Annotated in this window: 24 protein-coding genes and 1 tRNA gene; 5 read left to right on the forward strand and 20 right to left on the reverse strand. The window is 39.6% G+C overall.

Translation table 11 applies throughout. From position 1 onward, the window contains the following. Positions 1 to 3: 3 nt before the first annotated feature. From ruvA to OQ267_RS20480, 15 genes are all read right to left on the reverse strand, one after another. Complete coding sequence (ruvA, locus tag OQ267_RS20410) at positions 4 to 588, reverse strand: Holliday junction branch migration protein RuvA (RefSeq protein ID WP_088302435.1); 585 nt, start codon at positions 586 to 588, stop codon at positions 4 to 6. 6 nt (positions 589 to 594) lie between these two features. Next, the gene (locus OQ267_RS20415) at positions 595 to 2916 is read right to left on the reverse strand and encodes an NADP-dependent malic enzyme (RefSeq protein ID WP_088302434.1); all 2322 of its coding nucleotides are present in this window, start codon (positions 2914 to 2916) and stop codon (positions 595 to 597) included. Between the two features lie 126 nt (positions 2917 to 3042). Further along, positions 3043 to 4449: a lytic transglycosylase domain-containing protein gene (locus OQ267_RS20420; RefSeq protein WP_265820189.1), complete on the reverse strand. Its 1407-nt coding sequence runs from the start codon at positions 4447 to 4449 to the stop codon at positions 3043 to 3045. Between the two features lie 121 nt (positions 4450 to 4570). Next, a complete protein-coding gene (gatA, locus tag OQ267_RS20425) occupies positions 4571 to 5989 on the reverse strand; it encodes an Asp-tRNA(Asn)/Glu-tRNA(Gln) amidotransferase subunit GatA (protein WP_265837797.1) in 1419 nt (472 codons plus the stop codon). Between the two features lie 18 nt (positions 5990 to 6007). Next, the gene (locus OQ267_RS20430) at positions 6008 to 6208 is read right to left on the reverse strand and encodes a Sec-independent protein translocase subunit TatA/TatB (protein WP_216359256.1); all 201 of its coding nucleotides are present in this window, start codon (positions 6206 to 6208) and stop codon (positions 6008 to 6010) included. 11 nt (positions 6209 to 6219) lie between these two features. Next, positions 6220 to 6582 carry a Sec-independent protein translocase subunit TatA/TatB gene (locus OQ267_RS20435; protein WP_265837798.1) on the reverse strand — a complete coding sequence of 121 codons (363 nt, stop codon included), beginning with the start codon at positions 6580 to 6582 and terminating at the stop codon, positions 6220 to 6222. 49 nt (positions 6583 to 6631) lie between these two features. Then, entirely contained in the window at positions 6632 to 7936 is a 1305-nt protein-coding gene (locus OQ267_RS20440; RefSeq protein ID WP_088302430.1) for a murein hydrolase activator EnvC family protein, read from the reverse strand. A 194-nt stretch (positions 7937 to 8130) separates the two neighbouring features. After that, the gene (locus OQ267_RS20445) at positions 8131 to 8922 is read right to left on the reverse strand and encodes a DUF4292 domain-containing protein (RefSeq protein ID WP_265837799.1); all 792 of its coding nucleotides are present in this window, start codon (positions 8920 to 8922) and stop codon (positions 8131 to 8133) included. Then, a complete protein-coding gene (locus tag OQ267_RS20450; RefSeq protein WP_265837800.1) occupies positions 8900 to 10522 on the reverse strand; it encodes a tetratricopeptide repeat protein in 1623 nt (540 codons plus the stop codon). Before OQ267_RS20450 ends, OQ267_RS20445 begins: the two co-directional genes overlap by 23 nt. A gap of 410 nt (positions 10523 to 10932) precedes the next feature. After that, complete coding sequence (gene dut, locus OQ267_RS20455; RefSeq protein WP_265837802.1) at positions 10933 to 11367, reverse strand: dUTP diphosphatase; 435 nt, start codon at positions 11365 to 11367, stop codon at positions 10933 to 10935. Between the two features lie 30 nt (positions 11368 to 11397). Then, positions 11398 to 12885, reverse strand: a complete 1488-nt coding sequence (locus tag OQ267_RS20460) for an oligosaccharide flippase family protein (RefSeq protein WP_265820194.1) — start codon at positions 12883 to 12885, stop codon at positions 11398 to 11400. Positions 12886 to 13020: 135 nt separating this feature from the next. Beyond that, on the reverse strand, positions 13021 to 13308 hold the full coding sequence (locus OQ267_RS20465; RefSeq protein ID WP_088302425.1) for an acylphosphatase: 288 nt from the start codon (positions 13306 to 13308) through the stop codon (positions 13021 to 13023). 82 nt (positions 13309 to 13390) lie between these two features. Continuing rightward, a complete protein-coding gene (locus tag OQ267_RS20470; RefSeq protein WP_265837803.1) occupies positions 13391 to 14350 on the reverse strand; it encodes an NAD(P)H-dependent flavin oxidoreductase in 960 nt (319 codons plus the stop codon). Positions 14351 to 14432: 82 nt separating this feature from the next. After that, entirely contained in the window at positions 14433 to 15599 is a 1167-nt protein-coding gene (locus tag OQ267_RS20475) for an amidohydrolase family protein (protein ID WP_265837804.1), read from the reverse strand. Positions 15600 to 15719: 120 nt separating this feature from the next. Then, positions 15720 to 15792, reverse strand: a tRNA-Thr gene (locus OQ267_RS20480). Positions 15793 to 16071: 279 nt separating this feature from the next. Between OQ267_RS20480 and OQ267_RS20485 the strand changes: the two genes are divergently transcribed. The 3 genes from OQ267_RS20485 to OQ267_RS20495 all read left to right on the forward strand — a co-directional run bounded on the left by OQ267_RS20485 (position 16072) and on the right by OQ267_RS20495 (position 18208). Next, positions 16072 to 16386 (forward strand): hypothetical protein, encoded by a 315-nt coding sequence (locus OQ267_RS20485; protein ID WP_265837805.1) that lies wholly within the window; start codon positions 16072 to 16074, stop codon positions 16384 to 16386. Between the two features lie 107 nt (positions 16387 to 16493). After that, positions 16494 to 16808, forward strand: a complete 315-nt coding sequence (locus tag OQ267_RS20490) for a hypothetical protein (RefSeq protein WP_265820198.1) — start codon at positions 16494 to 16496, stop codon at positions 16806 to 16808. A 68-nt stretch (positions 16809 to 16876) separates the two neighbouring features. After that, positions 16877 to 18208, forward strand: a complete 1332-nt coding sequence (locus tag OQ267_RS20495) for a sigma-54-dependent transcriptional regulator (RefSeq protein WP_265837806.1) — start codon at positions 16877 to 16879, stop codon at positions 18206 to 18208. A gap of 35 nt (positions 18209 to 18243) precedes the next feature. Here OQ267_RS20495 and OQ267_RS20500 read toward each other — a convergent pair whose 3' ends face one another. Further along, a complete protein-coding gene (locus tag OQ267_RS20500) occupies positions 18244 to 20721 on the reverse strand; it encodes an ATP-binding protein (RefSeq protein WP_265837808.1) in 2478 nt (825 codons plus the stop codon). A gap of 124 nt (positions 20722 to 20845) precedes the next feature. Between OQ267_RS20500 and OQ267_RS20505 the strand changes: the two genes are divergently transcribed. Next, positions 20846 to 21535 carry a helix-turn-helix transcriptional regulator gene (locus OQ267_RS20505; RefSeq protein ID WP_088302418.1) on the forward strand — a complete coding sequence of 230 codons (690 nt, stop codon included), beginning with the start codon at positions 20846 to 20848 and terminating at the stop codon, positions 21533 to 21535. Between the two features lie 153 nt (positions 21536 to 21688). Then, positions 21689 to 22249, forward strand: coding sequence for a DinB family protein (locus OQ267_RS20510; RefSeq protein ID WP_265820200.1), 561 nt, complete (start codon positions 21689 to 21691; stop codon positions 22247 to 22249). Between the two features lie 126 nt (positions 22250 to 22375). Here the strand turns inward: OQ267_RS20510 and OQ267_RS20515 are convergent, their stop codons facing one another. From OQ267_RS20515 to OQ267_RS20530, 4 genes are read right to left on the reverse strand one after another with little or no spacing between them, the layout of a single operon-like run. Beyond that, positions 22376 to 23374, reverse strand: coding sequence for a GDP-L-fucose synthase (locus OQ267_RS20515; protein ID WP_322974892.1), 999 nt, complete (start codon positions 23372 to 23374; stop codon positions 22376 to 22378). Beyond that, entirely contained in the window at positions 23367 to 24482 is a 1116-nt protein-coding gene (gene gmd, locus OQ267_RS20520) for a GDP-mannose 4,6-dehydratase (RefSeq protein WP_088302417.1), read from the reverse strand. Before gmd ends, OQ267_RS20515 begins: the two co-directional genes overlap by 8 nt. A gap of 36 nt (positions 24483 to 24518) precedes the next feature. Continuing rightward, on the reverse strand, positions 24519 to 25232 hold the full coding sequence (locus OQ267_RS20525) for an exopolysaccharide biosynthesis polyprenyl glycosylphosphotransferase (RefSeq protein WP_265837809.1): 714 nt from the start codon (positions 25230 to 25232) through the stop codon (positions 24519 to 24521). A 19-nt stretch (positions 25233 to 25251) separates the two neighbouring features. Further along, on the reverse strand, positions 25252 to 26568 hold the full coding sequence (locus tag OQ267_RS20530; RefSeq protein WP_265837811.1) for a WcaI family glycosyltransferase: 1317 nt from the start codon (positions 26566 to 26568) through the stop codon (positions 25252 to 25254). Between the last annotated feature and the right edge of the window lie 21 nt (positions 26569 to 26589).

Consider the following 26589-nt stretch of genomic DNA (forward strand, 5'->3'; position numbering starts at 1 on the left):
GATCTAGAGTTTTTTTAAAGCGTGTTTAATTAGTTGTTCTACAGAAAGTGTTTCTTCTGTGAGTTTTAATATTTGGTCGATAGTTTTTTCGGCTGTTTGTTTGGCAAATCCGAGCATTACCAAAGCTGATAACGCTTCATCTTTAATTGTATTGTGCTGAGGCATAGAAATTAATGAATCTGCGCCTTCTTTTTTTAGTTTATCCTGCAACTCTAAAACCAGACGTTGTGCGGTTTTTGCACCCAGGCCTTTTATTCTTTGAATGAGCGGCAAATCTGCCTTGACAATGGCAGTTTGAATTTCAACAGGGGTAATGGAAGATAAAATCATTCTTCCTGTATTGGGTCCTATTCCAGATACAGAAATGAGATGTAAAAATAAACGGCGTTCGCCTTCATCAGCGAAGCCGTATAAAGTGTGTGCATCTTCCTTTACATATAACCAGGTGTATAATTTACACCGTTCTGCATCGCCAAGCGCACTGTAAGTATTTAATGAGATGTTTATATGATAGCCTACACCTCCGGCTTCAACCACAACAAATGCTGGATTTTTGTATGTTAATTTACCATCAATATAGGCGTACATGGCGTATTATTTCTTTGTTGTTTTTGTAAATATACCTTTTCGTTTTGAAGTTTCGGCAATTTCTTCTTTTGCCTGAACATCTACCACTGCAATAGTAACCATATTTACGATCTCTCTCACCGAACTTCCTAACTGAACAATATGAACAGGTTTATTTAAACCCAGCAAAATGGGACCTACCGCTTCAGCCCCCCCCAGTTCCTGTAATAACTTATAGGCAATATTACCGGATTCAAGGTTAGGGAAAACCAAAGTATTTGCAGGTTCATCAGCCAGCGTACTAAATGGAAAATTATCTTTTAAAAGTTCATTATTTATAGCGAAGTTACCCTGCATCTCTCCATCCACAATAACTTCAGGATGGTTTTTGTGAAGGATTCTCACTGTTTCCCTTACCTTATTTGGTGTTACTCCATCATTTGAACCAAAGTTTGAATAGGATAATAATGCGATACGCGGCTTGATATTAAATTGTTTAACAGATTTATCCAAAAGCAAAGTAATATCCACTAACTGTTCGGCAGTAGGATCAACGTTTACCGTTGTATCACCAAAGAAAACCGGGCCTTTTTTGGTCATCATCATGTACATCCCAGCCACACGCTTAACGCCTGGCTCTACACCAATAACCTGTAATGCGGGTTTAATGGTATCACCATAATTTTTGGTTAATCCGGAAATCATCGCATCGGCTTCCCCAAATTCAACCATTGATGCCCCGTAATAATTGCGATCTCTTAACAATTTTGTTGCATCGTTGATAGATACACCTTTACGTTGTCTTTTTTTGTAAAGTGCTGCTGCGTATTGTTTGGTTTTTGCCGGATTCTGCATCTGATCAATAATCTCTACGCCATGCAGTTCCAGTGCGTGCTCATCAATAATAGCCTGAATCTTTTCTCGGTTACCTAAAAGAATCGGAATCGCAATATTCTCATCCTTAACAATCTGAGCTGCTTTTAAAATTTTATAATTGTCTGCCTCAGCAAATACCACCCGTTTAGGATCAGATTTAGCTTTTGTGGTAATGGAACGCATAATGGCATCATCCAAACCTAAACGTTTTCTTAATTCTTCTGAATAGGCATCCCAGTCGGTAATCACCTTACGTGCCACGCCACTTTCAATGGCGGCTTTCGCTACTGCAATTGAAACTTCCGTAATCAGCCTGAAATCAACTGGTTTTGGAATAATATAATCCCTGCCAAACTTCAGGTTACGGGCATTATATGCCAGGTTTACGGCTTCTGGTACAGAGCGTTTAGCCAGTTCAGCAATGGCCTTTACCGCAGCAATTTTCATGGCTTCATTAATGGTTGTGGCACGAACATCCAAAGCACCACGAAAAATGTAAGGGAAACCCAATACATTATTTACCTGGTTTGGATAATCAGAACGACCGGTGGCCATAATTAAATCCTTACGGGTTTTGATGGCCAGTTCATAGGCAATTTCAGGATTAGGATTGGCCATGGCAAAAACAATCGGGTTTTTAGCCATGCCCATCAGCATCTCCGGCTGGATAACGTTTCCTGCCGAAAGGCCGATAAAAACATCTGCACCTTTCATGGCCTCGCCAATTGTACCAATATCTTTTCTGCTGGTTGCGAAATACATCCGCATCTCATCAAGATCAGTCCGCTCCGTATTAATCAATCCATTGATGTCGAACATCACCAGATTTTCTTTTTTTACACCTAAAGAAAGATACATCTTGGAACAGGAAACCGCAGCAGCACCTGCCCCACTTACCACAACCTTAATTTTATCAATCTTCTTTTTCTGAATTTCACAGGCATTTAACAGCGCTGCGCCTGAAATAATGGCTGTACCATGCTGGTCATCATGCATTACCGGGATATTCATTTCCTGCTTTAAGCGGGTTTCTATTTCAAAACATTCCGGGGCTTTAATATCCTCCAGGTTCACGCCACCAAAGGTCGGCTCCAGGGCCTTCACAATTTTTACGAAATCATCTATATTTTTAGTATCCAACTCTAAATCAAATACATCGATATCAGCAAAGATCTTAAACAATAAACCTTTACCTTCCATTACAGGCTTACTGGCTTCCGGACCAATATTCCCCAGGCCTAAAACCGCCGTACCATTACTGATCACGGCAACAAGATTACCTTTTGCGGTGTACTTGTAAACATCATCAGTATTGTCTGCTATTTTTAAACAAGGCTCTGCTACTCCTGGTGAGTAAGCCATGGTTAAATCACGTTGTGAAGTTGTTGGTTTTGTAGGTACTACCTGTATTTTTCCGGGCCGCCCTTGCGAGTGGTAATCGAGCGCATCTTGCTTTCTATTGATATTACTCATTAAGTAACTTATTAGTGACGGGCAAAGGTACGATTCTTTAAAAGAATTAAAAACCCCTGAGGGTTTTAAAAACCTTCAGGGGTATAATTTTCTGATTGATATTTAAGCCAATAGCAAAATAACGACCTAGCCCTTGCTGATCCTTAAAATCATCCCTGCATGCAAACCTGCCTTTGAAAGCCTGTTATCTCTTTTAATACTTTGAACGGTAGCGCCGTTAAATTTTTCAGCGATTTCTGAAAGGGTATCGCCGGGTTTAACGGTATAACTTAAAAAGGAAACAGGTGCTTTCAGGCGATTGACATTTTTGGCAAATATTTTAAGCCGTTGCCCGGGCACAATGGTTTTACTTTTTAAGCCGTTCCAAACCCTTAAATCCTGCACTTCAACGCCATATTTATTGGCCACTGTGGTTAGTGATTGTCCGGCACTTACCTGATGAATAATAGCGGCATGATGGGTTACAGCCTGGCGGATTCTTGATTTTCTTAAGTCCCTTACATCGTCAGTACTGGCCTGAACGACACGCATATTTACATCGAGATCAGCATTATACAATGCATCATAAACGCCGGCGTAATCAATATCCCTTAGTTTAGGGATGATAATTCGCTTTGGTTCTTCATCAGTACCATTTACAATTTTTTTCTTATAAGATGGGTTTAAGGCAAAAAGCGCTGTCTCATCAACATTCAAGGCTTTTGCCAGTTCGGCTAAAGAAACAAAATGGTTGGTTTGAACAGTATCGGTTTTTAAAAATAGACTGCAGGTTTGTGGTGTAATCTGGTGTTTGCCTGAATAGTTCATCACATAAACCGCAGCAATAAAAGCAGGCACATAATTTCTGGTTTCTTTAGGTAGAAACTGCCTGATTTCCCAAAAATCACGCGATTCGGCTTTGGCCATTGCACGTGTAACGGCACCCTTGCCACAATTATAAGCAGCGATAGCCAAAAGCCAGTCACCCAGCTCTTCGTAAGCATCCCTGAAATATTGGGCAGCTGCATAACTGGCCTGAATAGGATCTTTCCGCTCATCTACGAAGTTGTCCATCTTTAATCCGTAAGCTTTCCCTGTTCCAAACATAAACTGCCAGATCCCGGTAGCACCCACCCTCGAAATGGCATGCGGATTCATTTGCGACTCTACAATAGTTAAATATTTAATTTCCTGCGGAATGTTAAAATCCTTCAGGGCTTTATCAAAAATGGGAAAGTAATAATTTGATAAGCCCATCATTTTGCCAAACAAATCTTTTCGCTTGGCATAAATATCGATGTATTGCTGAACGTATTCGTTATAAGGAAGGGGAACGGTTTTAACGATAGAATCAAGCCGGAGTTTATAAATATAGTTTTGCCCCATTAATAAGGGATTTTCATAAATCAGCGGTACAGATATCGTATCGGTATTGATGAAAATATTTTCCTGAAATTTAGGTAGACTATCAATTTTGACTTTCTGCTGCGCAAAGGAATAAGAAATACATCCGATGAGGGCACATACACTGGTAAGAAGTAGTTTTTTAATCATGGGCAATTCGGTTTATTCAGCGCTGTTTTTCGGTTATCCTTCCGAAATCTTTTAAAAGAATGCTTATCCGGTGTAGCCGGAAAAACACAAGTGAACGCTGTGCATATTCATTAAAATATGCTTATTTTAAAAATGCCTGAGAAAAAGCAAGAAGCTTATCTTCCTCAAAATGTTTGGCTGTAAATTGAATACTTAACGGTAAACCAGCCTCGTTATTGCCTAATGGAAGCGCAATGGCCGGATTTCCGCTCAATGAGGGCAATACTGTAAAAATATCAGCCATATACATCACCAGCGCATCCTGCATGTGATCACCTAATGGAAATGCTGCTGTTGGCGCCACGGGCGATAAGAGCAGGTCATACTCTTCGAATAAATGGTCTATCTTTTCTCTGATCAAACGACGTACCTGCTGTGCTTTCTGATAATAGGCATCATAATAACCTGCACTTAACACGAAAGTACCCAGCAAAATGCGTTTTTTTACTTCTTCACCAAAACCCTCCGAACGGGAAAGTTTATAGAGTTCAGTTAATGATTTTGCTTCCGTATTCCGGTGTCCGTAATGCACACCATCATACCTGGATAGGTTGGAAGAGGCTTCAGCAGTAGTTAAAATATAATATGCCGGAACAAGATAATCCAGCAAATCAAAAGAAACCTCATCTACCTGATGCCCATCTTCCTTTAATTTTTCTATTGATGATAAAATGGCTGACTTAATTTCCGGATCGAGGGCCTTGCTCTCAATTGTTTCTCTGAGTACGGCTATCTTTTGTTTTTTTTGTTTATTTAACTGAGCCGGATAATCAGGAACAGCTAGATCAGAAACGGTTGAATCATTTTCATCTGCTCCGGACAATACCTGTAGAAGAAGGGCCGCATCTTCTACTGAAGAAGTGATAGGGCCTACCTGATCAAAAGAAGAGGCATAAGCAATTACGCCATATCTGGAAACCCTGCCATAGGTTGGTTTTAGACCAATCTGGCCACAAAAAGCTGCAGGCTGCCTTACAGATCCGCCGGTATCTGTACCGAGTGCAGCTAGACACATATCTGCCTGAACCGCTACTGCAGACCCACCGGATGACCCGCCGGGAACCAGCTCAGGATTTGCAGCATTTTTAGCAGGTCCGAAGTATGAAGTTTCATTTGAGCCACCCATTGCAAATTCATCACAATTCAGGCGACCTATAATCACGGCATCTTCCTGCAATAAACGTTTAACAACAGTAGCTGAATAAGGTGATACGAAGCCATCGAGCATTTTGGATGATGCGGTTACCACATGATCTTTATAGCAGATATTATCTTTAATACCAATAACCATGCCCGCCAGTTTACCAGCGGTTCCCTGCATCATTTTCTCCTGTACTGCTTTCGCCTGAACTTCTGCCGAATAAAAAAACACCTCGTTAAATGCATTGAGGTGTTCATTATCTGAAATTTGCTTAAAATAATAAGCCAATAAATCGGGTAAAGTAAATTGCTTTTGCGAAATGAGTGCCTGTATCTCTTTAAGTGCGCTGTATTTCTTCAAAACTTAAAATTATAGCAATTAAACGGTTTTATCGCGGTTTGATGGATCAGCCTGTTCCCCATCAACACCATCCTTACCATCTTTAAATTCTTTAACTCCTTTACCTAAACCTCTCATGAGTTCAGGAATTTTTTTCCCGCCAAATAATAAAAGTACCACTACAGCAATAATGATAATTTCCGGTGTTCCAAGCATTGCTGCTATTGTTGTATTTAACATAACTTTTTTATTTAAACTTTTTGACTGTCCGTTACAATATTGTGATCGATAGGTGTGCTGGAGGGATGATTTGCCGCCGGAGCTGTCTTTTCATCTACCGAAGCGGTTTCTTCAGTTGAATGTTGAGGCTGACTGTTGTTATTGGCCACTTTTTCTTCCGCTTCTTCTTTATCCAGATCCATCGCATTAATATTGCGGTGAATTTCGCGTTTTACACCGTCTGAGGCATCCTTAAATTCCCTGATCCCTTTCCCTAATCCTCTTGCCAGTTCAGGCAGTTTTTTACCACCGAATAATAAAAGGACAACGACTAAAATGAGTACGATCTCCGATCCACCCATATTTAAAAATTCTAATAACGTTCCTTGATACATCACTAATCTATTTTATACAAATATAAACATTTTACAACTCTATTCCTGCTTATTTACTAATCCAGGCTTCCGGGTTTAAAGCACCCTGACCTCTTCTGATCTGGAATTTCAAAATGGCATCATCACCTGTATTGGCAACAGTACCAATGGTTTGCTTGGTATCTACAGAGTTACCAACACTTACGCTCACCCCTCTTAAATTCTGGTAAACCGTAAAATACTCACCGTGATTAATAACCACTGCTGTTCTACCCATAATATTCTGCACCATCACGACCTTCCCGGCGAATACGGCTCTTACCGCGGCACCATCGGCGGTAGTAATATCTACACCATCGTTGGTATAAGATGCCTGATCTACCTTATGTAATCCAAACCTTTCTGTAATGGTTCCGGTAGCTACCGGCCATGGTAATCTTCCCCTGTTATTTTCGAAACCTGCTGAAAGCCTTGCTGCTTCAGGGGTAGCGGTTAACAATTCGGAAGTACTTTTCTCTCTTGTTGCTGGTGCAGTGGTAGTGGCCGGAGCAGGTTTATTTTCTGCTTTTGCCTTTGCTGCCGCAGCACGTTCTTCTGCCAATCTTTTAGCTGCAGCTATACGGGCCTCTTCAGCTGCTTTTCGTCTGGCCTCTTCAATTGCCCTTTGGATGGCAGCTGCAATTGCCCGGTTAATCTGTGCCTGTTCCTTTTTCTTGGCATTAATGTCCTGCTTAAATTGCCGCTCTTGCTTGGTGAGGTTATTTAATGCTGCCGCCTGCTGTTTCTTATCCTGCCCTAAACGGTCCTGCTCCTTTTCCTGTTCCTTCAGCAAATTGCTTTTCTCTTTCAGGGTTTTATCCAGTACCCTGATTTTTCCAGTTAAATCCTGCTGCGTATTTTCAATATATCCCGCCTGCTTTTTACGGTATTGACTAAACTGCTGCAAATACTTGATCCTTTTGTAGGCCTGATTAAAATCTCTCGCAGCAAAAATAAACATCATTTTCTCATAGGCATTTCTGTTGCGTTGTGCAAAACGAATCATGCCCGCATATTCTTTTTTAAGATCACCTAACTGACCTTGTAATGTATGTACGGTATTTGTATTCTGAGAGATTTGGTTATCCAGGTTTTTTATTTCAGAATTAATGGTTCCGATTTTATCCTGACGGAGACGGATTTGCGCATTAATGGCATTAATCTGCTGCAGGGTTAATTTCTTCCCATTGGCAGTTTTAGTTAAATTTTTTTGTAGCTGTTCAATTTCACGCTGTATAGCTTCTTTTTTCCTTCTTAACTGGCTTTCGGTTTGTGCACTGGCAGAATAAGCAAAAACACTCAAAAACAGGATAAATATGATTTTCTGTAGCTTCATTAAGCCAAAAGTATAAAAATTTTATAGTAAAAGACATTAAAATTTAGATACTAAAGGCATTACAAATAATCTTCACCTCATCTTCATCAGAAAATTTTTCACCAATACAAAAGCAGTCATCAGATAACAGACGAAAAAATTCAACCTGATGATCTGATGACTGCTTTAAACCTATAACCGGGATTCAGAAAATATTACCTGACTAACTTATATCCACCTGGAACTTTGAAAGGAAATTCAACCGGAATATTCCCGTCAATCTTTACAAACTGCAGGTTAATATTAACCTTCTTGGTTCCCGAAAGGGTATTGATTTTCAGTGCACTTGGAAATAGCGATTCATTTAATTTTTGGTAATCTGTATAATTTACCTTTAAAGCCTGACCGGATTTTTCATCATTTAAATTGGTTTCATCTACTTTTAAAAGGGTGTTAAATAAGAGCCTGTAATCTAAACCCTCTTTACTGCCTGATACCACCCAAACACCATTTTCCTGTTTCAGGTTAGATGCAGCGGTTAAAAAATCGCCCATTGCATTTCCGGTTAAGATGGCCTGGAGTGTATTAAAAGTGATTTGCTTATTGGTAAAATTATAGATATAACTGAAAGGCTTGCTCAGGTATTCGCCCTTTTGCCGGTTCATAATTTTGATGCTATCCGGTGTGATTAATGCCCTTGCCGGTTCGTACGCACCACCCAGCGCGGTAATACTGACCCAGATTACTTCCTGATCCTTCATCCTGAAATTCATGGTCACATCGTTTGCATTACCGGCAATGTCCAGTGTGGCTTTTGCCTTCAGTGCAAGGGTATTAAATTTAAGCTGCTTACTGTTTAATAAAGCCAGGGCTTCAGCTTTTGTATTATCTGTTTTAACTTCAGTTGTTACAGGCGGTGCAACCACAATTGCCTTTTTAGGTTTGCAGGCCGAAATAGAAACAACTGTACCTGCAATCAGCAAGCTATTTAAAATACTTTTTTTCATTAATTTTTCTGTTTAATACTTCTGAAATGTTTCCGGCATCTTTTGCTTTTTTCCATTGGAGCAATGCTGCTTCTTTCTCACCTTTCATAAAGAGGATATCACCGTAATGCTCTAAATAAACACCATTCTTATTTGTATTGTTTTGCAATGCTTTTTCGATCCAGATCTTGGCCAGGTCGTATTTATGTTGCTTAAACAAGATATAGGCGTAGGTATCGGTAATGGATGAATTATCCGGCATGGCCTTGGCAGCTGTTTCTGAATATTGAGCAGCTTTGATCAGATCATCATTTTTCAATGCAAGGTAGTAAGCATAATTAGTCATGATAAAATAGTTATCGGGTTCCATTGCAATGGCTTTTTCAAAGGCAGCTTTGGCCAGGGTAAAATCATTCTGATTAATATAGATATCGCCCTGAAGTGCAAGCACCTGTGCCTGTAAACTTTTATTGTCAACATCCAGCTGCAATGCTGTTTTCAGGTTATCTTGCGCCTGTTCCAGCTTACCTATTTTAAATAAGGCATAAGCCGTATAATAATATAAACTGGCCTGGTTGGGATAAATGGTTAACGCTTCATCCCCTAATTTTACCGCATCTGCATAATGTCCTAACAGGGTTTGGATATTTACAATTTGCTCCCAAACGGCATAAACCTGATCATTTAATTTTAACGCAGCCTGATATTGTACCAGTGCTTCCTTTAGTTTTTGCTGCTGATACAAAACATCACCATAAAGGGCAAGTACTTTTGCATCTGCCGGATTTTTTTCAGCAACAATTTTACTTAATAACGTCACATTTTCTGCAACAACGGGCTCCCTTAAATTTGGGAATAATGCCGCAATAATCTTAATTTTTTCATCCAGTGGCATTTCTGCACTTTCAAAAGCCACCTTTAGTGAAGCAAATGCCTGAGCATCATCTTTTTGCTTCCGGTAGATATCAGCCAGTCCCAGGTTCACTCCAAAATTATCGGAAGCCAGCTGTTTTGCCTTCAATAATACTTTTAAGGCTTCGGCATCATTGCCCTTCTGAAGAAGTAAACCTGCGGCATAGAGATAGTTTTTAATATCGGCCTGGTTGCCTTCCAATAATTTTACAATATCACTTTCTGATGTGCCTCCGCTTCCATGTAAGCGTTTTTTTGCGGTTGAAAGTTCATTGGATTCGCCAAATCGGGCTAGAATTTCATCGTAGGTTTTTCCGGCGGCTTCAGTTTGACCGGATAAAAACTGAGCATTTGCCTTATCAAAGTAATACGCATCATTTTCCGGGTCTATGCGAATCAACTGATTGAATACCTCAATGAGTTCGGGCATTTTATTGGTGCGTTTATCTACTTCCGCCAGCAAACGCAAATACCATTTGTTGTCAGGTTTAAGTTTAATGGCCCGCTTAATATTTAATTCTGCTTCTGATAAACGTTCTAACCGCAGGTTGGCATTGGCAAGTTCAAAATAAGCAGCATCATGATCCGGGTCAGCCACAACAACCTTATTAAAATTGCTGAGCGCACTGGTATAATTCTCGGTCATTTTTTCCCGCAGTCCGGCAAAGAACAACTGTTTTACCATATTGCTGTCTCTACCTGGTGACATAGTATCATGGCTTTGCCCGAATGCTTTGCCAGTTAAGGAGAACAAAGTAAGAAAAATGACCCTTTTTAACATATATCAAATAATTGATAGAAGGAGTGAATGATGGAATGTTTAAACAAATTGCAAAAAATTTTTCTTTCTCGAAATTCTCTCATTCAATCATTCAAGATCTTATCACAAATAATTGATAGAAGGAGTGAATGATAGAATGTTTAAACAAATTGCAAAAAATTTTCCTTTCTCGAAATTCTCTCATTCAATCATTCAAGATCTTATCACAAATAATTGATAGAAGGAGTGAATGATGGAATGTTTAGACAAATTGCAAAAAAATTTCCTTTCTCGAAATTCTCTCATTCAATCATTCAAGATCTTATTATTCACTAATTCAAAATTCACACATTCTAAACTTAGCTTTTCCCTGTGTGTCCGTAACCACCTTCACCCCTGGCCGTCTCTTCAAGTGCTTCAACCGCCTGCCATTGAACAGTCTCGTGCTTGGCCACAACCATCTGTGCAATGCGATCTCCATTTGCTATTTTAAAATCTGTATCTGATAAATTGACTAGAAGCACCTTCAATTCACCCCTATAATCAGCATCAATGGTGCCAGGGGAATTTACAATGCTGATACCATGCTTATAGGCCAAACCACTGCGCGGTCTGATCTGTGCTTCAAAACCTACAGGCAGTTCCATAAACAAACCTGTGGGAATAAGCGCCCGTTGTAAAGGTTTAAGCGTAATTTCTGCCGCAATTGATGCCCTTAAATCCATCCCCGCAGCGTGAGCCGTTTCGTACTGTGGCAGTGGATGTTCAGATTTATTGATGATTTTGATTGTCATTTTAAAAACTAGTGGTGTAAATGATTTTATTTATCGTTTTAACATCTTTCTTAAATCGTCTTTTTCGAAATAAGCAATTCCGCCAATAAATGCGATAAGCATGGCATTGCCGATATAAATGTTTTTATCAAAAATAAAGAACGATGAAAATACGATAATAGTGGAAATAATTAAATAAGCCAGAATTTTTTTAAGGTTATACGGAATTGGATAATATCTCTGCCCGAGGAGATAAGAGATGATCATCATAGTGCCATAAGTGGCCATTGATACCCATGCAGAACCCATGTAGCTATATTTCGGGATCAGAATCATGTTAAACACAATAGTAATTACTGCACCAACCAGAGAAATATATAGTCCGAAACGGGTTTGATCAGAAAGCCTGTACCAAATGGAAAGGTTCATGTAAATACCCAAACACACATAACCTACTAACAGATACGGAACAGCCGGCAAGCCAACCCAATATTCAGCGAGGTGGGCCTTATCTCTGCTGATAAAATATTTCAGAATCTCAATATTAGCTGTTAAAGCCACAAAAAGAATAGAAAGGGCAATGACAAAATATTCGAGAATTTTGGCGTAGGTAACTTTTGCATTTTCATTTTTTGCATAACTAAAGAAAAACGGCTCGGCCCCCAACCTGAAGGCCATGTTAAAAATACTGAGGAAGATGGCCAGTTTACAAACCGCTCCATAAATTCCTACCTGGGCTTCGGTGGTGTAACGGTCTAACAGGATTTTATCTAAATTCTCGTTAATGATAAAGGATAAGTTGGCCACCAGTACCGGCCAGCTGTACGAGAGCATGTTTTTAAATAAGGCCGCATCAAACTTGAACTGTACCTTTAAAAACTCGGGCACAAGCAACAAGAAAGTAATTCCGCTGGCGATCAGGTTTGAGATGAAAACGTATCCAACCCACCTATCACGGAACCAGCCCTGGAAAAATTCACGCCCAGGCAAATCATGTTGAATAATTAAAGGAATACCATAAATAAAGAATAAGCTCAGCAATACATAACTTAAAATGTTAACAAACTTGATAATGCTATATCGGAATGGCTTTCCATCGGCCCTGATCCTGGCGAAGGGAATCACACAAATGGCATCAGAAAACAGTAGCCACAAAAAATATTGAACATATCTTTTTTGATCCTGATAGTGCGACATGTTATTGTTAAGCAACCATTTTGTAATCGGCTCGGTAAAAACAAGGCCTGTAATCAAAAATAGCACCGAAATAAAAGCTACAATTAAAAATGAATTATTGTAAACCTGGGCTTTTCTATCCTCATACTTATTTAAATATCGGAAAAAAGTGGTTTCCATTCCAAATGCAAGAATCGCATTAGTCATGGAAGCATAAGCGTACATCTTGGTAAAAACACCTAGCGCTGCAGCACCATAACTCCTGGTAAATATAGGTGTTAAAATAAAGTTTAATAACCGCGAAGCTATGGTGCTGATTCCATAAACCATGGTTTGTCCAAGAAACTTTTTATATACAGACAAGTGATTGTAGATTTTGGACTTTAGATTTTAGATTGAATTTATCATCCATCAACCTACCTAAAATCTGATTAATAATATTGATATATAATTTTAATTTAGCTGCGAAATCGTGATCGTCAACTTAAAACCTTAACCTTACCAGAGTAAATTCTTTTTTACTACTTCGAAATTTCGGAAATCTTTAAGTTCGCCATCACTTAGCACTACATTTTCCACAACCGATTTCTCCGGTCCTTCTTTGCACCAGTCTATAAAAGCATCTAAAATAAACGGTTCAGCTTCTGCCTCAATGTAAACAGAACCATCCTTTTCGTTCTTAACAAATCCGCGAATACCCATCTGATCGGCTACAGCCTTTGTGCTCGCCCTGAAAAATACGCCTTGCACCTTGCCCGTTACTTTGATATCGATGTGTTTCGTCATGACAGCAAAGTTAATTTTTTTGTGTGATGTTACACTTGTTTTTTAAACTCGTACCATTAAGTATTTAGTGTCCATCTGTTCCTTAAAATAAAAAATCTAAGCTTGATAAATATTTTTTCCGTTCAGTAAACTCCTGCCAGATTTCATCAAGAATCTGTTTTGCCGGTTTGATTTCCTTCAGCATCGCTGAAACCTGACCGATTTCAAGCTCACCATGCGCCATGTCACCTTCAAACATACCCAGTTTTGCCCTCGCCTTACCTAACATTTCGCGAAGTTGAATTTGGTCTGCACCTGCTGCTTCCGAGTTTGCTATCGCATCTGCAAATTCATTTCTGAGCAAGCGCACGGGCACCAGTTTTTTCATGGCCAGCCGTGTATCCCCTTCAGCCGATGAAATAATTTTATGCTTAAATGCGGGATGTGCTGATGATTCTTCTGCAATGGCAAAGGCAGAACCAATTTGTACCGCATCAGCACCCAGCGCAAAAGCAGCCAGCATCGATTTTCCGCTGGCAATACCACCGGCTGCAATAACCGGAATCTGTACAGCTTCCTTAATCATCGGAATTAAACACATGGTGGTGGTTTCTTCTCTGCCGTTATGTCCGCCGGCTTCAAAACCTTCGGCAACAATCGCATCTACACCGGCTTCTTCTGCTTTTAATGCAAATTTTGTATTCGCAATCACATGAACAACGGTAATTCCTTGTTCTTTTAAAATACTGGTCCATGTAGCCGGATTGCCTGCTGATGTAAAAACAATTTTTACGCCTTCTTCTATTACTACATCAATAATTTCCTGAATGTTCGGATAGAGCAATGGAATATTAACCCCAAAAGGTTTGTCGGTAGCTGATTTGCATTTTTGGATGTGTGTTCTTAAAACCTCCGGGTACATGGAGCCTGCACCAATGATCCCTAAACCTCCGGCATTCGAAACGGCAGCAGCCAGTTTCCAGCCGCTGCACCAAACCATACCCGCCTGGATAATGGGATATTTGATATTAAAGCATTTACATATGGCATTTTCTAACTCCATAATATTTTATTTAGCCGGATAAGCTTTAAGCTAATCCAAACGTAGGTATGTTTTTAAATTACATCCGGGTTTATATTTCAGATTAAAATAATTTCACCACCTGATCACTCACAATGATAAAATCTTCCGATAACTGAATGAGGTTCAATCCCGGTTTTTTACCGATTTCTATAGTTCCTAACTGTTGGTTAAGTGCTAAAAATTCAGCACCATTAATGGTAGACCATTGCAAAAGCTTTTCAAAAGCAATCTTTTTATGTTCCTGTAAAGTCTTCATTTCAGCTAAAATATTCAGCTGATGGTTACTGGCCAAACTATCAGTACCCAAGGTAATTTTCACTTTTTCGTCAATCAGTAAATCAACATTGGGCAAGGTATTCTCAATGTATAAATTAGCCTGCGGACAAATGCACCAATATAAATGTTGATTATGTGCTTTCGCAAATTCAACATCAGCTTTGTTTGAAACAGTATTGTGTACCAATAAAGTTTTTTGTTCCTTAATATAAGGTAGCCAGCTTTGTAATGATGATTTGTGTGTAGGCTCGAAAAAAGAGATATCCAGTCCTAAAAATTTGTACAAGTCTAAAAATCCTCCTGTTTTACTCTCGAAAAAAGCATTTTCATGATCCGTTTCCTGATTATGGACACTCATAAAATCATTACCTTTTTCAGCTTGATCCCGGATTAATTCAAATAATTCAGCCGATACAGTATAGGGTGCGTGTGGAACGATAGATGCCGGCAGTGGTTCAAAATCTTCTTTAATGCCTTTAACATGATCCATTATGGAGGCAGCGCTTTCAGGGTTAAAGCCCAATGCCTCTATAAAGGTATGATAATGGATTTTACTGTTTTGTTTTACAGTTTTGGAAGAAACCTGGTTTGAAATATCGCCAACAGCCACAATGCCATTTTCGAACATTTTTTGGTCGGCATTGTACATGGCCTCCAAAATCTGCTCTCCGTCTGCCTGCCTGTTTGTAATAATGCTGCGCACAAATTCGACCAGTCCGGTGTGCTCGGGGATTTGCCCCAACATGTGCGAAAGTTCTAAATGGCAATGGGTATTAATAAAACCCGGAACAATGGCGCCTTTGTATTTTATGACATCCACGTCAAGCTTCGCAATCTCTTCTTCGGTTAAGATTGCAAAGATTTCGCCATCCGGTCGTATAGCAACCGCCCCATCTTTAACCGGAGCCGAAGCAACAGGAAAAATCCAATCGGCTGAAAAATATCTTAGCATAAAGCGAATTTAGGATTTTAGATTCACGATTTGTAATGTAGCGAATAAGTAAATGCCGGAAGAAAATTTTGGCTTTTGGAATAAATTTAAAATTGTAAATCTACATCGTAAATAAAAAAGAGCCTCCTATCGGAATCGAACCAATGACCTACTGATTACAAGTCAGTTGCTCTACCAGCTGAGCTAAGGAGGCTTTTTATCGGGCTGCAATGATAGAAAAAAATATTCTTTGGATAAAATTTATTTTAATTTTTTGAAGTTTTGAGTTAAAAAAGCAGCCCAGCAATGACGAAACACAAAACCAATCTGTGGCCAATACCCACAACTTGTGGAGAAATTCCCCATTTCATAATTTCTGGCACAATACTAATTAACTGATAAACAAATACTTAATAACTCATGCCAGCTTTGGCATCATTATGAAACATTAGCAAGTATTGTTACACATATTAAATATTAAAATTTACATACTATGAAAAAGTTCATTTTATCAGCTACATTTTTAGCGTTCGCAGGGTTCTCAGCAGTACAGGCAAGTGAAGTAAATACAATTAAAAATCCTGCAATTGTTGCAGTTCAAGATAGCGCCGTAAAAACTCCGGTTAAAGTAGAAGAGCTTCCAGAGCCAGTAACCACCGCATTAAAATCTGATGCCTACAAAGGCTGGATAGCTACTGAAGCATGGGCAGTTAAAGAAGGCACAAAAGAATATTACTTAATCAATGTTAAAAAAGAAGCAGAAACAGGTTCTGTGAAAATTGACAAAGACGGTAAACCAGTTCAATAACTAAATGCCCTGAAGGCATAATCAACCATAAGCGTAGCCTTCGGGCTATGCTCAACTAAAACGAATCACGAAACTATATAGTTTCATCACCTTAAATTTATAAAAAGATGAAAAAATTAATTTTATCAGCTGCGTTCTTAGCTTTTGCAGGATTCTCAGCAGTACAGGCAAGTGAAGTAAATACCATGAAAAATGCTGCAATTGTTGCAGTTCAGGATAGTGCAGTGAAAACACCAGTTAAACTGGAAGAACTTCCGGAGCCGGTTACTACCGCATTAAAATCTGATACTTATAAAGGGTGGACGCCTACTGAAGCATTTTCAGTTAAAGAAGGTGCGAAAGAATATTACATCATTAATGTAAAAAAAGAAGCCGAAACTGGTTCGATTAAAATCGATAAAGATGGTAAACCAGTTGAATAAACCCTAAATATTACATCTACCTAGTACAAGAGAGCCAGTTTTTAACTGGCTTTTCTTATTTTTGCTGTATGGCGAAAATCCTGATTTTAGAAGATGATACAACATTTGCACAATTGCTTGAGGGCTTTCTGACTAAGAAAGGTCATGAAATCACACTGGCAACACATATCAAACCTTCTTTCAAATTAATTGAAAATGAAACATTCGATTTATTTTTGATTGATTATCGCCTTCCTGACGGCATTGGCTTTGACGTCATTACGCACGCCAGAAACCTGGGGATCTCTACGCCCATCATCATCATGACCAGCTTTAACGATGTTAGAACGGCCGTAAAATCTATGCAGATGGGTGCCTTTGATTACATTACCAAGCCCGTAAACCCGGATGAACTTTTAATGGTGATTAAAAATTCCTTAACCAAAAAGGAATCAAATGATGTAAAAACCGAAGTGGTTGAAGCAGATCTGATTAAAGGTAAAAGTGCCATCGCAGATCGGCTATATGAGCACATCGACCTCGTTGCACCAACTGATATGTCAGTGATTATTCAGGGAGAAAGTGGTACGGGAAAAGAATTCGCAGCCAGAACCTTACATCAGCAAAGCAAACGGGCCGGTAAGCCTTTTGTAGCCATTGATTGTGGTGCCCTATCAAAAGATTTAGCCGCAAGCGAATTATTCGGACATATCAAAGGTGCTTTTACCGGCGCATTAAATGACAAAAAAGGTCAGTTTGAGGCGGCCAATGGCGGCACCTTATTTTTGGATGAAGTGGGAAACCTGAGCTATGAAGTACAGATCAAACTGCTTCGTGCTTTGCAGGAGCGGGTGATTCAACCTTTAGGGAGCACGAAACAGATTGCTGTGGATGTTCGGATCATCACGGCAACCAACGATGATTTGTTAAACAGCATTTCCGGTGGTGAATTCAGGGAAGATTTATACCACCGCCTGAACGAATTTAAAATTCAGCTGCCTCCGCTCCGAAACAGGGGGAGTGATCTCGAATTATTTATCAATCACTTTGTACAGCTTTCCAATCGCGACCTGAACAGAAATGTAAAAAGTATTTCTGCAGAAGCAAAATCATTGCTGTTGAATTATGACTGGCCTGGAAATTTAAGAGAATTGAGCAACGTGATCAAAAGGATGGTTTTGCTTACACCGGGTGAGGTAGCGCAGGTAAATGCCCTGCCCGATGAAATGATGATCTCCGTTAACCAGCAGACCATGCCCGGCAGTGCTTCCGATTTAAAGGCGGTAAACGAGCAAAACGAAAAAATTTTAATTACCGAAACCTTAATCAAGGCGAAACATAACAAGTCCAAAGCGGCAAAAATGCTCAACATAGACCGTAAAACACTTTATTCAAAAATGGAACGGTACGGAATTGAATAAGCTCTTTAGGCTATGTATAACCAATCAATTTGTTTTTATTGCCCACCAGAAGGCTCCATTTCCTCCATCACGGCAATTAAAGCATCCAGCTGAGTAAGTTCATCTAACACTGCTGCATTAATTTCCGGATTTAAGCCATTTTCCGCAATCCTTATTTCAAGTTGCCGCAATGCCTGCGCCAGGGTTTTAGCACCCATTTGAGCCGTCCTCCCGGCAAGGCGGTGGACGATCAAACGGCTTTTATCCTGATCACCTTCTTCCAGATGTACCTTTAATGCTGATGCATCATTTATGCAATCCTGCTTAAATCTGATCAATATTTTTTCAAGCATCTCCTGATCTCCAAAAGTCATTTTTTCAATAGACGAAAAATCAAACTCCGGGGCCTTGTTCACAAGTGCTGTTTTATCAAAAATAGACAGCAGGTCCACTGCACGGAAAGGCTTCATAATCAACCCATCAAAACCTTCACTCAAAACCATTTCCCGCTCTTCTGGCAATACCTGAGCAGTAATCGCATAAAATTTAACGTGGTCAGGCAGCTTTTTCTTCAGGATATGGCAGAGTTCCATCCCGGTCATTTCCGGTAAACGCATATCCACCAAAACATATTTTAACTCCGGATCGGCATCGGCATGCAGGATATCTGCCACCTGACTGAACCGCTTAAACGGAATGTTATTTTTTTCAAAAATCAGCCCGCAAAGATCGAGGATTAACCTGTCGTCATCAATCACCCAAACCATTCCCGGATTTATAATGGCATAATGCTCCGGATCTAGCAGATCAGGGATTTTTTCAGCTGTTTCCTGATAGGTCAGATAAATATTAAATGTTGTTCCTACCCCGGCTTTACTTTTCACATGGATTCTTCCACCCTGCGCATCAATTAATGCTTTTACAATAGGCAGCCCCAATCCTGTTCCGGTTTGATTGAGCACATATTTTTCCGGAGATTCTATCTGCTCAAATTCATTGAAAATTTTAGGAATATCTTTCTTGTCGAAACCAATCCCGGTATCATTAATGGTAAAATTAAAATGAAGGTTGCCGGCCTGTTTTTTACAGGATACTGTCAGCATAATTTCCCCTTTAAGCGTAAATTTTACCGCATTGCCGAGCAAATTAAAAAGAATCTGCTTCAACCTGAAAGCATCTCCACAAACAAATTCAACCCCGCCAAGGTCTAAGCTGGTAATCAACCGGAGCGATTTTTTTTCGGCCAGCGGGCGGATAACCGAAATGACCTCATCAAGCATGTTTTTAATCCCGAAAACCTGGTTGTTAAAGCTGAACTCACCTGAAATGATGCGGTTATAATCCAGCACCTCATTTACAATTTGAAGAAGATGGATGGAAGACTGGTAAATGGCATTCACATCCTTTTTATCCGGAGCATCCTGCTGTGAGATCAGCTCTGCATAGCCCAGAATAGACTGTAAGGGCGTTCTGATCTCATGGCTCATGTTTGATAAAAACCGCTGTTTCGCTTTGCCATGATATTCAGCCAGGTCTTTAGCTTCCTCCAATGCTTTACGATATTTATTGCTTTTAGTAATGTCTGTCAGGATGAGGTAAAGCAGGATTACGGTAAGAAAAAAGAAAATGACGATGATGACGGTGATCTGGGTAATTCCATCATTTACAACTTCCTTTGCCTGGATGCCGTTTAAATCTACCTGCGCAACGGCTTCACTTTCTACTTCCCTTAAAATCTGAAGAATCTGGTTGGTTAAGGCATTACTTGCATTAGACAGATCTGCTTCGCGTTTTAAAAATTTCTGGCTTTTCTGACGTTGCTCCAGCTCAATATTTTTTAGGGAGCCAGTCATGCTTTTCATAATACTGTCTTCAGCTTTCGCATTTAGGGTATCACGTTTAACCTTAAATTCTTCATTTATGATTTTATACACGTCGGCTTTCTTTTTACCAAACAGTTTACTCAGAAAACCTCTTGATTTCTCTTCTTCTTCGGGTGCAACAGTAGTGGTTGATGTAGTGGTTTCGGTGGTTAAAACTGCGCTATCGGTCTGACGGGAACGTGTAGCCACCAAATCATTAAGTTTTTTTACTTCATTAGAGAATGACTTGGTGTTCACCAGCGTTTCACGCACTTTCAGATAGGCAATAAACTGTTTATCACGCTCTACGAGTAAACGTTTAATTGACTTGATTCTGTTAAGCTGTAAGGGATCGCCTTTATAAAGTTTACGAAGGGTATCCAGGCTCGACCTGAGTCTTCTCGATTCCTGCAAAAAATTATTATTGCCCTGTTTATTTAAAGCCGCATCGCGCTGCAACTGATCAAGCCTTGCCGTTTTATGTGATAAATCATTTACAATTCTTAACCTGTCGTTCGGGGCAGAGATTTCTTCCACCGTATTCAGCATCCGGGTAAAGGCAAACTTGCTGATGACCCAGGCCAGCAGCAAAGCAAAACAAGCGAATAAAAATCCGATGATGACTTTACTTTTTACTGCCCTGAAAAAACGCTTCTGAATTGCGGCTGCCATGAACTATATCTTGTTTGCTATATTTAAACGAATTTTTCGCTTAAAAGACATATCGAACACTATAATACAATTGTATTCAGAAATGGTTTGAATAATTTCTTAATTTTATACTTCGCCTCAGCATATGAACCGTATCGATCGACTTTTCGGAATTTTAACCCTGCTTCAATCAACCAGACACATTACTGCAGAGCAGATTGCGCAGCGTTTTGATATGAGTGTTCGTACTGTTTACCGGGATATAAAAGCCTTGGGTGAACAAGGGATTCCCATCAGTTTTGAGCAAAACAAAGGCTATTTCCTGGTTCAGGGTTATTTTCTCCCACCTGTATCTTTCAATATGGATGAGGCAAATGCCCTGCTTCTGGTAGAGCGCCTGGTAAATGGTTTTACAGATCACTCCATTCGCTCTCACTATTCCACAGCACTGACAAAGGTAAAAGCGGTTTTAAAAACGGCTCAGAAAGAAAAGTTAGAAAAAATGAATCAGCACATTAAACTGCAGATTCCGGAGCGCTTAACTTTCAATTACGGGTATCTTTCGCTGATTCAACATGCCATCTCAGAGAAAAACTTAATTGAGCTGGACTATAAAAACGCAAAGGAGATTTCAAGCAAAAGAACTGTTGAACCCATTGGATTGATTTTTTATGCCTTCAGCTGGCACTTAATTGCCTGGTGTCATTTCAGGAATGAATACCGTGACTTTAACTTATTGCGGATTGCTTGTTTAAAAAACCTGGGAACACCCTTTATCAAAAAAGAGCATATGCCCCTCAGCGATTATATGAGTCTGTTACCGGTTAATTTTTGATTCTTCATTTCAACAAAGCACTTACCTTATCAATGCAATTCTGTTTCCCACCTTTAATTTCAAAATAGAATATAGCTGTTAAAATTAATTTTTGGCACTGCCATAGGGTTGTCAGTAGCCCCTATTTTCTTTGTACAAACAAAAGAAAAAACGATGAGCTTCGCCGACTTATTACTGATGGAATTGCAATCAATTGAAAAATCAAAAAAACAGCATATGGACATTATTAAAGCATTATTAAAGGAATTGGAATCAGAATTTAACACCACGAAAAAATTTATGGCGTTGGTACCTACTGATAAATTTGATTGGGCACCACATACAAAAAGCATGAAAATGAAATCGCTGGCCAGCCACATCGCAGAACTTCCTGAATGGATTAGCCTGGCTTTGACAACCGAAGGGTTGGACTTTGCTACTGCTCCCTATCAGGAAAAGCAAATAGAAAATAATGGTGATTTGATGAAACTGCTGGAAGAGAGTTATAACAAAGGCAGGTCAGCGTTAATGCAAGCGCTGGTAGAAGATTTCGATAAACCCTGGATTTTGCGTCATGGCGAAATGATTTTAGGGGAATGGACAAAATATGAAACCATTCGCGTTTCGATAAGCCAGACGATTCATCACCGGGCACAGTTAGGTGTTTACCTGCGGCTTTTAGACATTCCCATTCCGGGAAGTTATGGACCCAGCGCAGACGAGCCGGGCTTTTAATCAGCAGAAAAAAAATAAAACCCTGGCCATCCGGCACAGGGTTTTTCAATTGTCCCCAGTGACACACTATAAAAAAAGTGTTTTTTTATTATACTGGATAAACCATCCGTATAAACTGCTCAGTGTTTATGATACACAAAGCACTTCATGACGAACAGCCATTTTAGATTCGTTTATTTGTTTCAGATAATCCTGGTAAGCCAGAAGAATACCTTCCGGTAAGCCTGTTTTAGGTTGCCAACCCGTGTTTTTGATTCTGGAAACATCAAGCAGTTTTCTTGGTGTGCCATCAGGTTTTGACACATCGAAAATTAAATCACCCTCATATTCCAAAGCCTCTGCAATAGAGGTAGCGAGGTCTTTGATGGTGAGGTCTTCTCCTGTACCAATATTTACAATATCACTGCTGTTGTACACCTTCATCAGGTGGATGCAGGCTTCTGCCAAATCATCTGCATAAAGAAATTCTCTTTTGGGTGTTCCTGTACCCCAAACCGTTACGTTAGCCGCTCCGGTATCTTTTGCCTCATGTATTTTACGGATCAGGGCTGGCAGCACGTGAGAATTCTCCGGATGATAATTATCATTCTGGCCATATAAATTGGTTGGCATCGCACTGATAAAGTTCATGCCATATTGTTTGGCATAAGCCTGACACATTTTAATTCCACTAATTTTGGCAATGGCATAAGCATCATTTGTAGCCTCCAGGTCACCTGTTAATAAATATTCTTCTTTAATAGGCTGCTGTGCAAATTTTGGATAAATACAGGATGAGCCCAGAAATAAAAGCTTTTTAACTTTATTCAGCATTGATGCATGAATCACATTATTTTGAATATTCATGTTCTGGAATAAAAAATCAGCGGGATAGGTGTTGTTTGCCACGATACCACCTACTTTGGCCGCAGCTAAGAAAACATATTCAGGCTTTTCTGAAACAAAGAAATGATCTACTTCTAACTTATCGGTAAGATCCAGTTGCTTGGATGTTCTTTTAATTATATTTGTATAGCCCTGGTTGATTAAGGTTCTTTCTATCGCCGAGCCTACCATTCCCTTATGCCCTGCGACATAAATTTTAGCATCTAAATTCAATAAATCTGTCTGTTTCATCTTATTCATATTGATTTTTTATGGTATAGCCTGATTCTTTAAGCAATTGATCTTTTCTGAAAAGCTGAATATCAGCCTCAACCATTTCGCTTACCAGCATTTGCAAATTGTATTTGGGTGTCCAGTTAAGCAATTCATTTGATTTTTTTGGATCGCCAACCAAAAGGTCTACCTCCGTAGGTCTGAAATATTTTGGATCAACAGCCACTACCTCTCTTCCAATCTCCAATTGATAATCAGGATGGTTACAATACACCACAAATCCTTTCTCTGCTACACCTGTTCCGGAGAAACCGATTTCAATACCAATTTCGGCAAAAGCCAGCTTTACAAAATCACGAACCGGTGTCGTAATGCCTGTAGCAATCACAAAATCTGAAGGTGCATCTTGTTGCAGGATTAAATACATGGCTTCTACATAATCTTTCGCATGGCCCCAGTCTCTTCTGGCATCCAGATTACCCAGGTAAAGCATATCCTGAAGCCCTAAACCAATCTTGGCTACACCTCTGGTAATTTTTCTGGTGACAAAAGTTTCTCCGCGCAGCGGGCTTTCATGATTAAATAAAATGCCGTTACAAGCATACATGCCATATGCTTCTCTGTAATTCACCGTAATCCAGTAAGCATACATTTTAGCTACTGCATATGGCGAACGGGGATAAAAAGGAGTGGTTTCACTTTGTGGAACGGCTTGTACCAAGCCATAAAGTTCTGAAGTAGAAGCCTGGTAAATCCGGGTTTTCTTTTGTAAGCCTAAGATCCTGATGGCTTCCAAAATCCTTAATGTTCCGATACCATCTGCATTAGCTGTATATTCCGGAACATCAAAACTTACCTGAACATGAGACATCGCACCAAGGTTATAAATCTCATCAGGCTGAACCTGCTGGATAATTCTGATCAAATTGGTAGAATCCGTTAAATCACCATAATGAAGAACCAAACTTCTGTTTTCAACTTCAGGGCCCTGATATAAATGGTCGATCCTGTCGGTATTAAACTGTGAGCTTCTTCTTTTTATACCGTGAACTTCATAACCCTTCTCCAATAAAAGTTCAGTTAAGTACGCACCGTCTTGTCCGGTTATGCCTGTGATTAATGCCTTTTTTTTCATTGTCTTTTTTATTTATAAAATATTTTATGTTCCTTTTTAAAATGCGTTTTCATGTCCCCTCAAAACCTGCCTTGCGGTGAGCATGATAATTTTTAGATCGAGCTTATTTGACCAGTTTTCGATATACCAGATATCATGCTTTACCCGGTTTTCCATCATTTCATTTCCGGTGGTATTTCCCCTAAAGCCTTTCACCTGTGCCCAACCCGTAATACCAGGTTTAATGCTGTGGCGAACCATAAAATGATCAATGGTTTCACGGTACTCCTGTGTGTGCTTCAGCATGTGCGGCCGCGGACCAACCACACTCATCGTCCCCATCAGTACGTTGAAAAACTGTGGCAGTTCATCTAAACTTGATTTTCTTAAAAAGCGGCCAATACCGGTAATTCTGGAATCATTTTTCTGTGCGTGATTGGTGTGTGCATGATCATTAACGACCATGGTTCGAAATTTATAGCACCAAAATGCCTGGTCATCTTTACCTGTGCGCTGCTGCTTAAATATCACTTTGCCCCGGCTGTCTGTTCTGATCAGCAAGGCTATAATGACGTATACCCAGCTAAAAGCAATTAATACCGTTAAACTGAACAGAATATCAAAAAGCCTTTTTAGTTGTTGCTGATATACATATGAGCTGTCTGTCATTTCCAGTGATGGATCTGAGATCAGCTGATCATTTAAATTGCCTGTCAATTCAGTTTGGTAATGGTTTATAATCGATTCGTCTTGTAGATTTAAATTATTCATGTTCAGTTATTGTTGAGCCTTAATTCTGATTACTAAAAACCAGCTCCGTTTTAATTTCTTTAACCTCAGGAAGGAGTGTTTTTAATGCTACGCCCGTTTCCAATTCCAAAAACAAGCGTCTTAAAATCACATCACGGTTAAGCTCCCGCATGGCATATGCACGGGCATTCAAGGTTCTGGTCTGATGATCGCCAGAACAACAGGCCAGGATGGTACTGGCCAACAGACTTTCATCCTCACAATTAATCACCACCCCCATGTTATGTTCCCTGATAATTTTATGTAGTGTACTTCCCTGCTCTGCCGTAACCAGTGCCAAACCACCCGAAGAAAGTATTCCGGCCAGTTTAGAAGGCATCATTAAATCACAGGCATTTTTCTTTTGCAGCACCAGGTGAACATCACTCATATTTAAAAATTCATTAAAAATATGGAGCGGTTGCAAGGGTAAAAAGCTAATATTAAAAAGCTTTTGATCAGTGGCCATTTGCTGCAATTTGTTACGGTATGGTCCGTTTCCACAAATGATAAACTGAATGGATGCATGCTGCTGAAAATCACTGGCAATTGAAATTAAACTTTCCAGGCCCTGTTTTTCTCCAATACTACCAGAGTAAAGCACAATCTTATCTGCAGCAGTAAAGCCCCATTGTTGTTTCAACTCCGCCCTCCTGTTCATGGGATGAAATTCATCTACGTCTACCCAATTCGGAAACATCAGGATTTTCTTATCTGTTTTTAAGGCGACCTTTGCTAACATCCCAGCTGAAATGGTTGAAACGTATGTTGCTCTTTTCATAATGAACTTCTCCATTTTAAGCATCATGGCAAATAAAGACTGGTTTTTAATGACGCCAAGATCTCTGGCCGCCTCAATTTGCAAATCCTGAATGTGGTAAATCATTTTGCTTCCTTTTATAAAGCAGTAGAATGCACTTAAAAATCCCAAATGAAAAGGTGGAGCCACACAAAAAACATAATCACTTTTGGGTTTAAACAGCAGATAAAGCATCATGACCAATGAAGTGATGAAAAAGCTGATGTCATGTAAAATCCTTTTCTTTCCCGTAGGTACTGAAGGCACATAAAGCGGGCATCTGTATACCCTTAGGTCGCCATTTTCGTTAACCTCTTTTTTATAAAACAGCCCGCTATATGGCTTTTGAACACTCCAGTTTGGGTAGTATGGAAATGAAGTGACCACGGTACAGTCATAGCCATCCTTAATTAGCCAATCAATCATCTCACCGGAATATTTTCCAATACCGGTAAGCTCAGGCGAGAAATTGATGCCAAGCAATAAAATGCGTTTTTTAGCGACGTTGATTTGTTCCATAAGGTTAATATTGAGCGGTTA

This window comes from Pedobacter sp. MR22-3 (assembly GCF_026240075.1).
Taxonomy (GTDB): domain Bacteria; phylum Bacteroidota; class Bacteroidia; order Sphingobacteriales; family Sphingobacteriaceae; genus Pedobacter.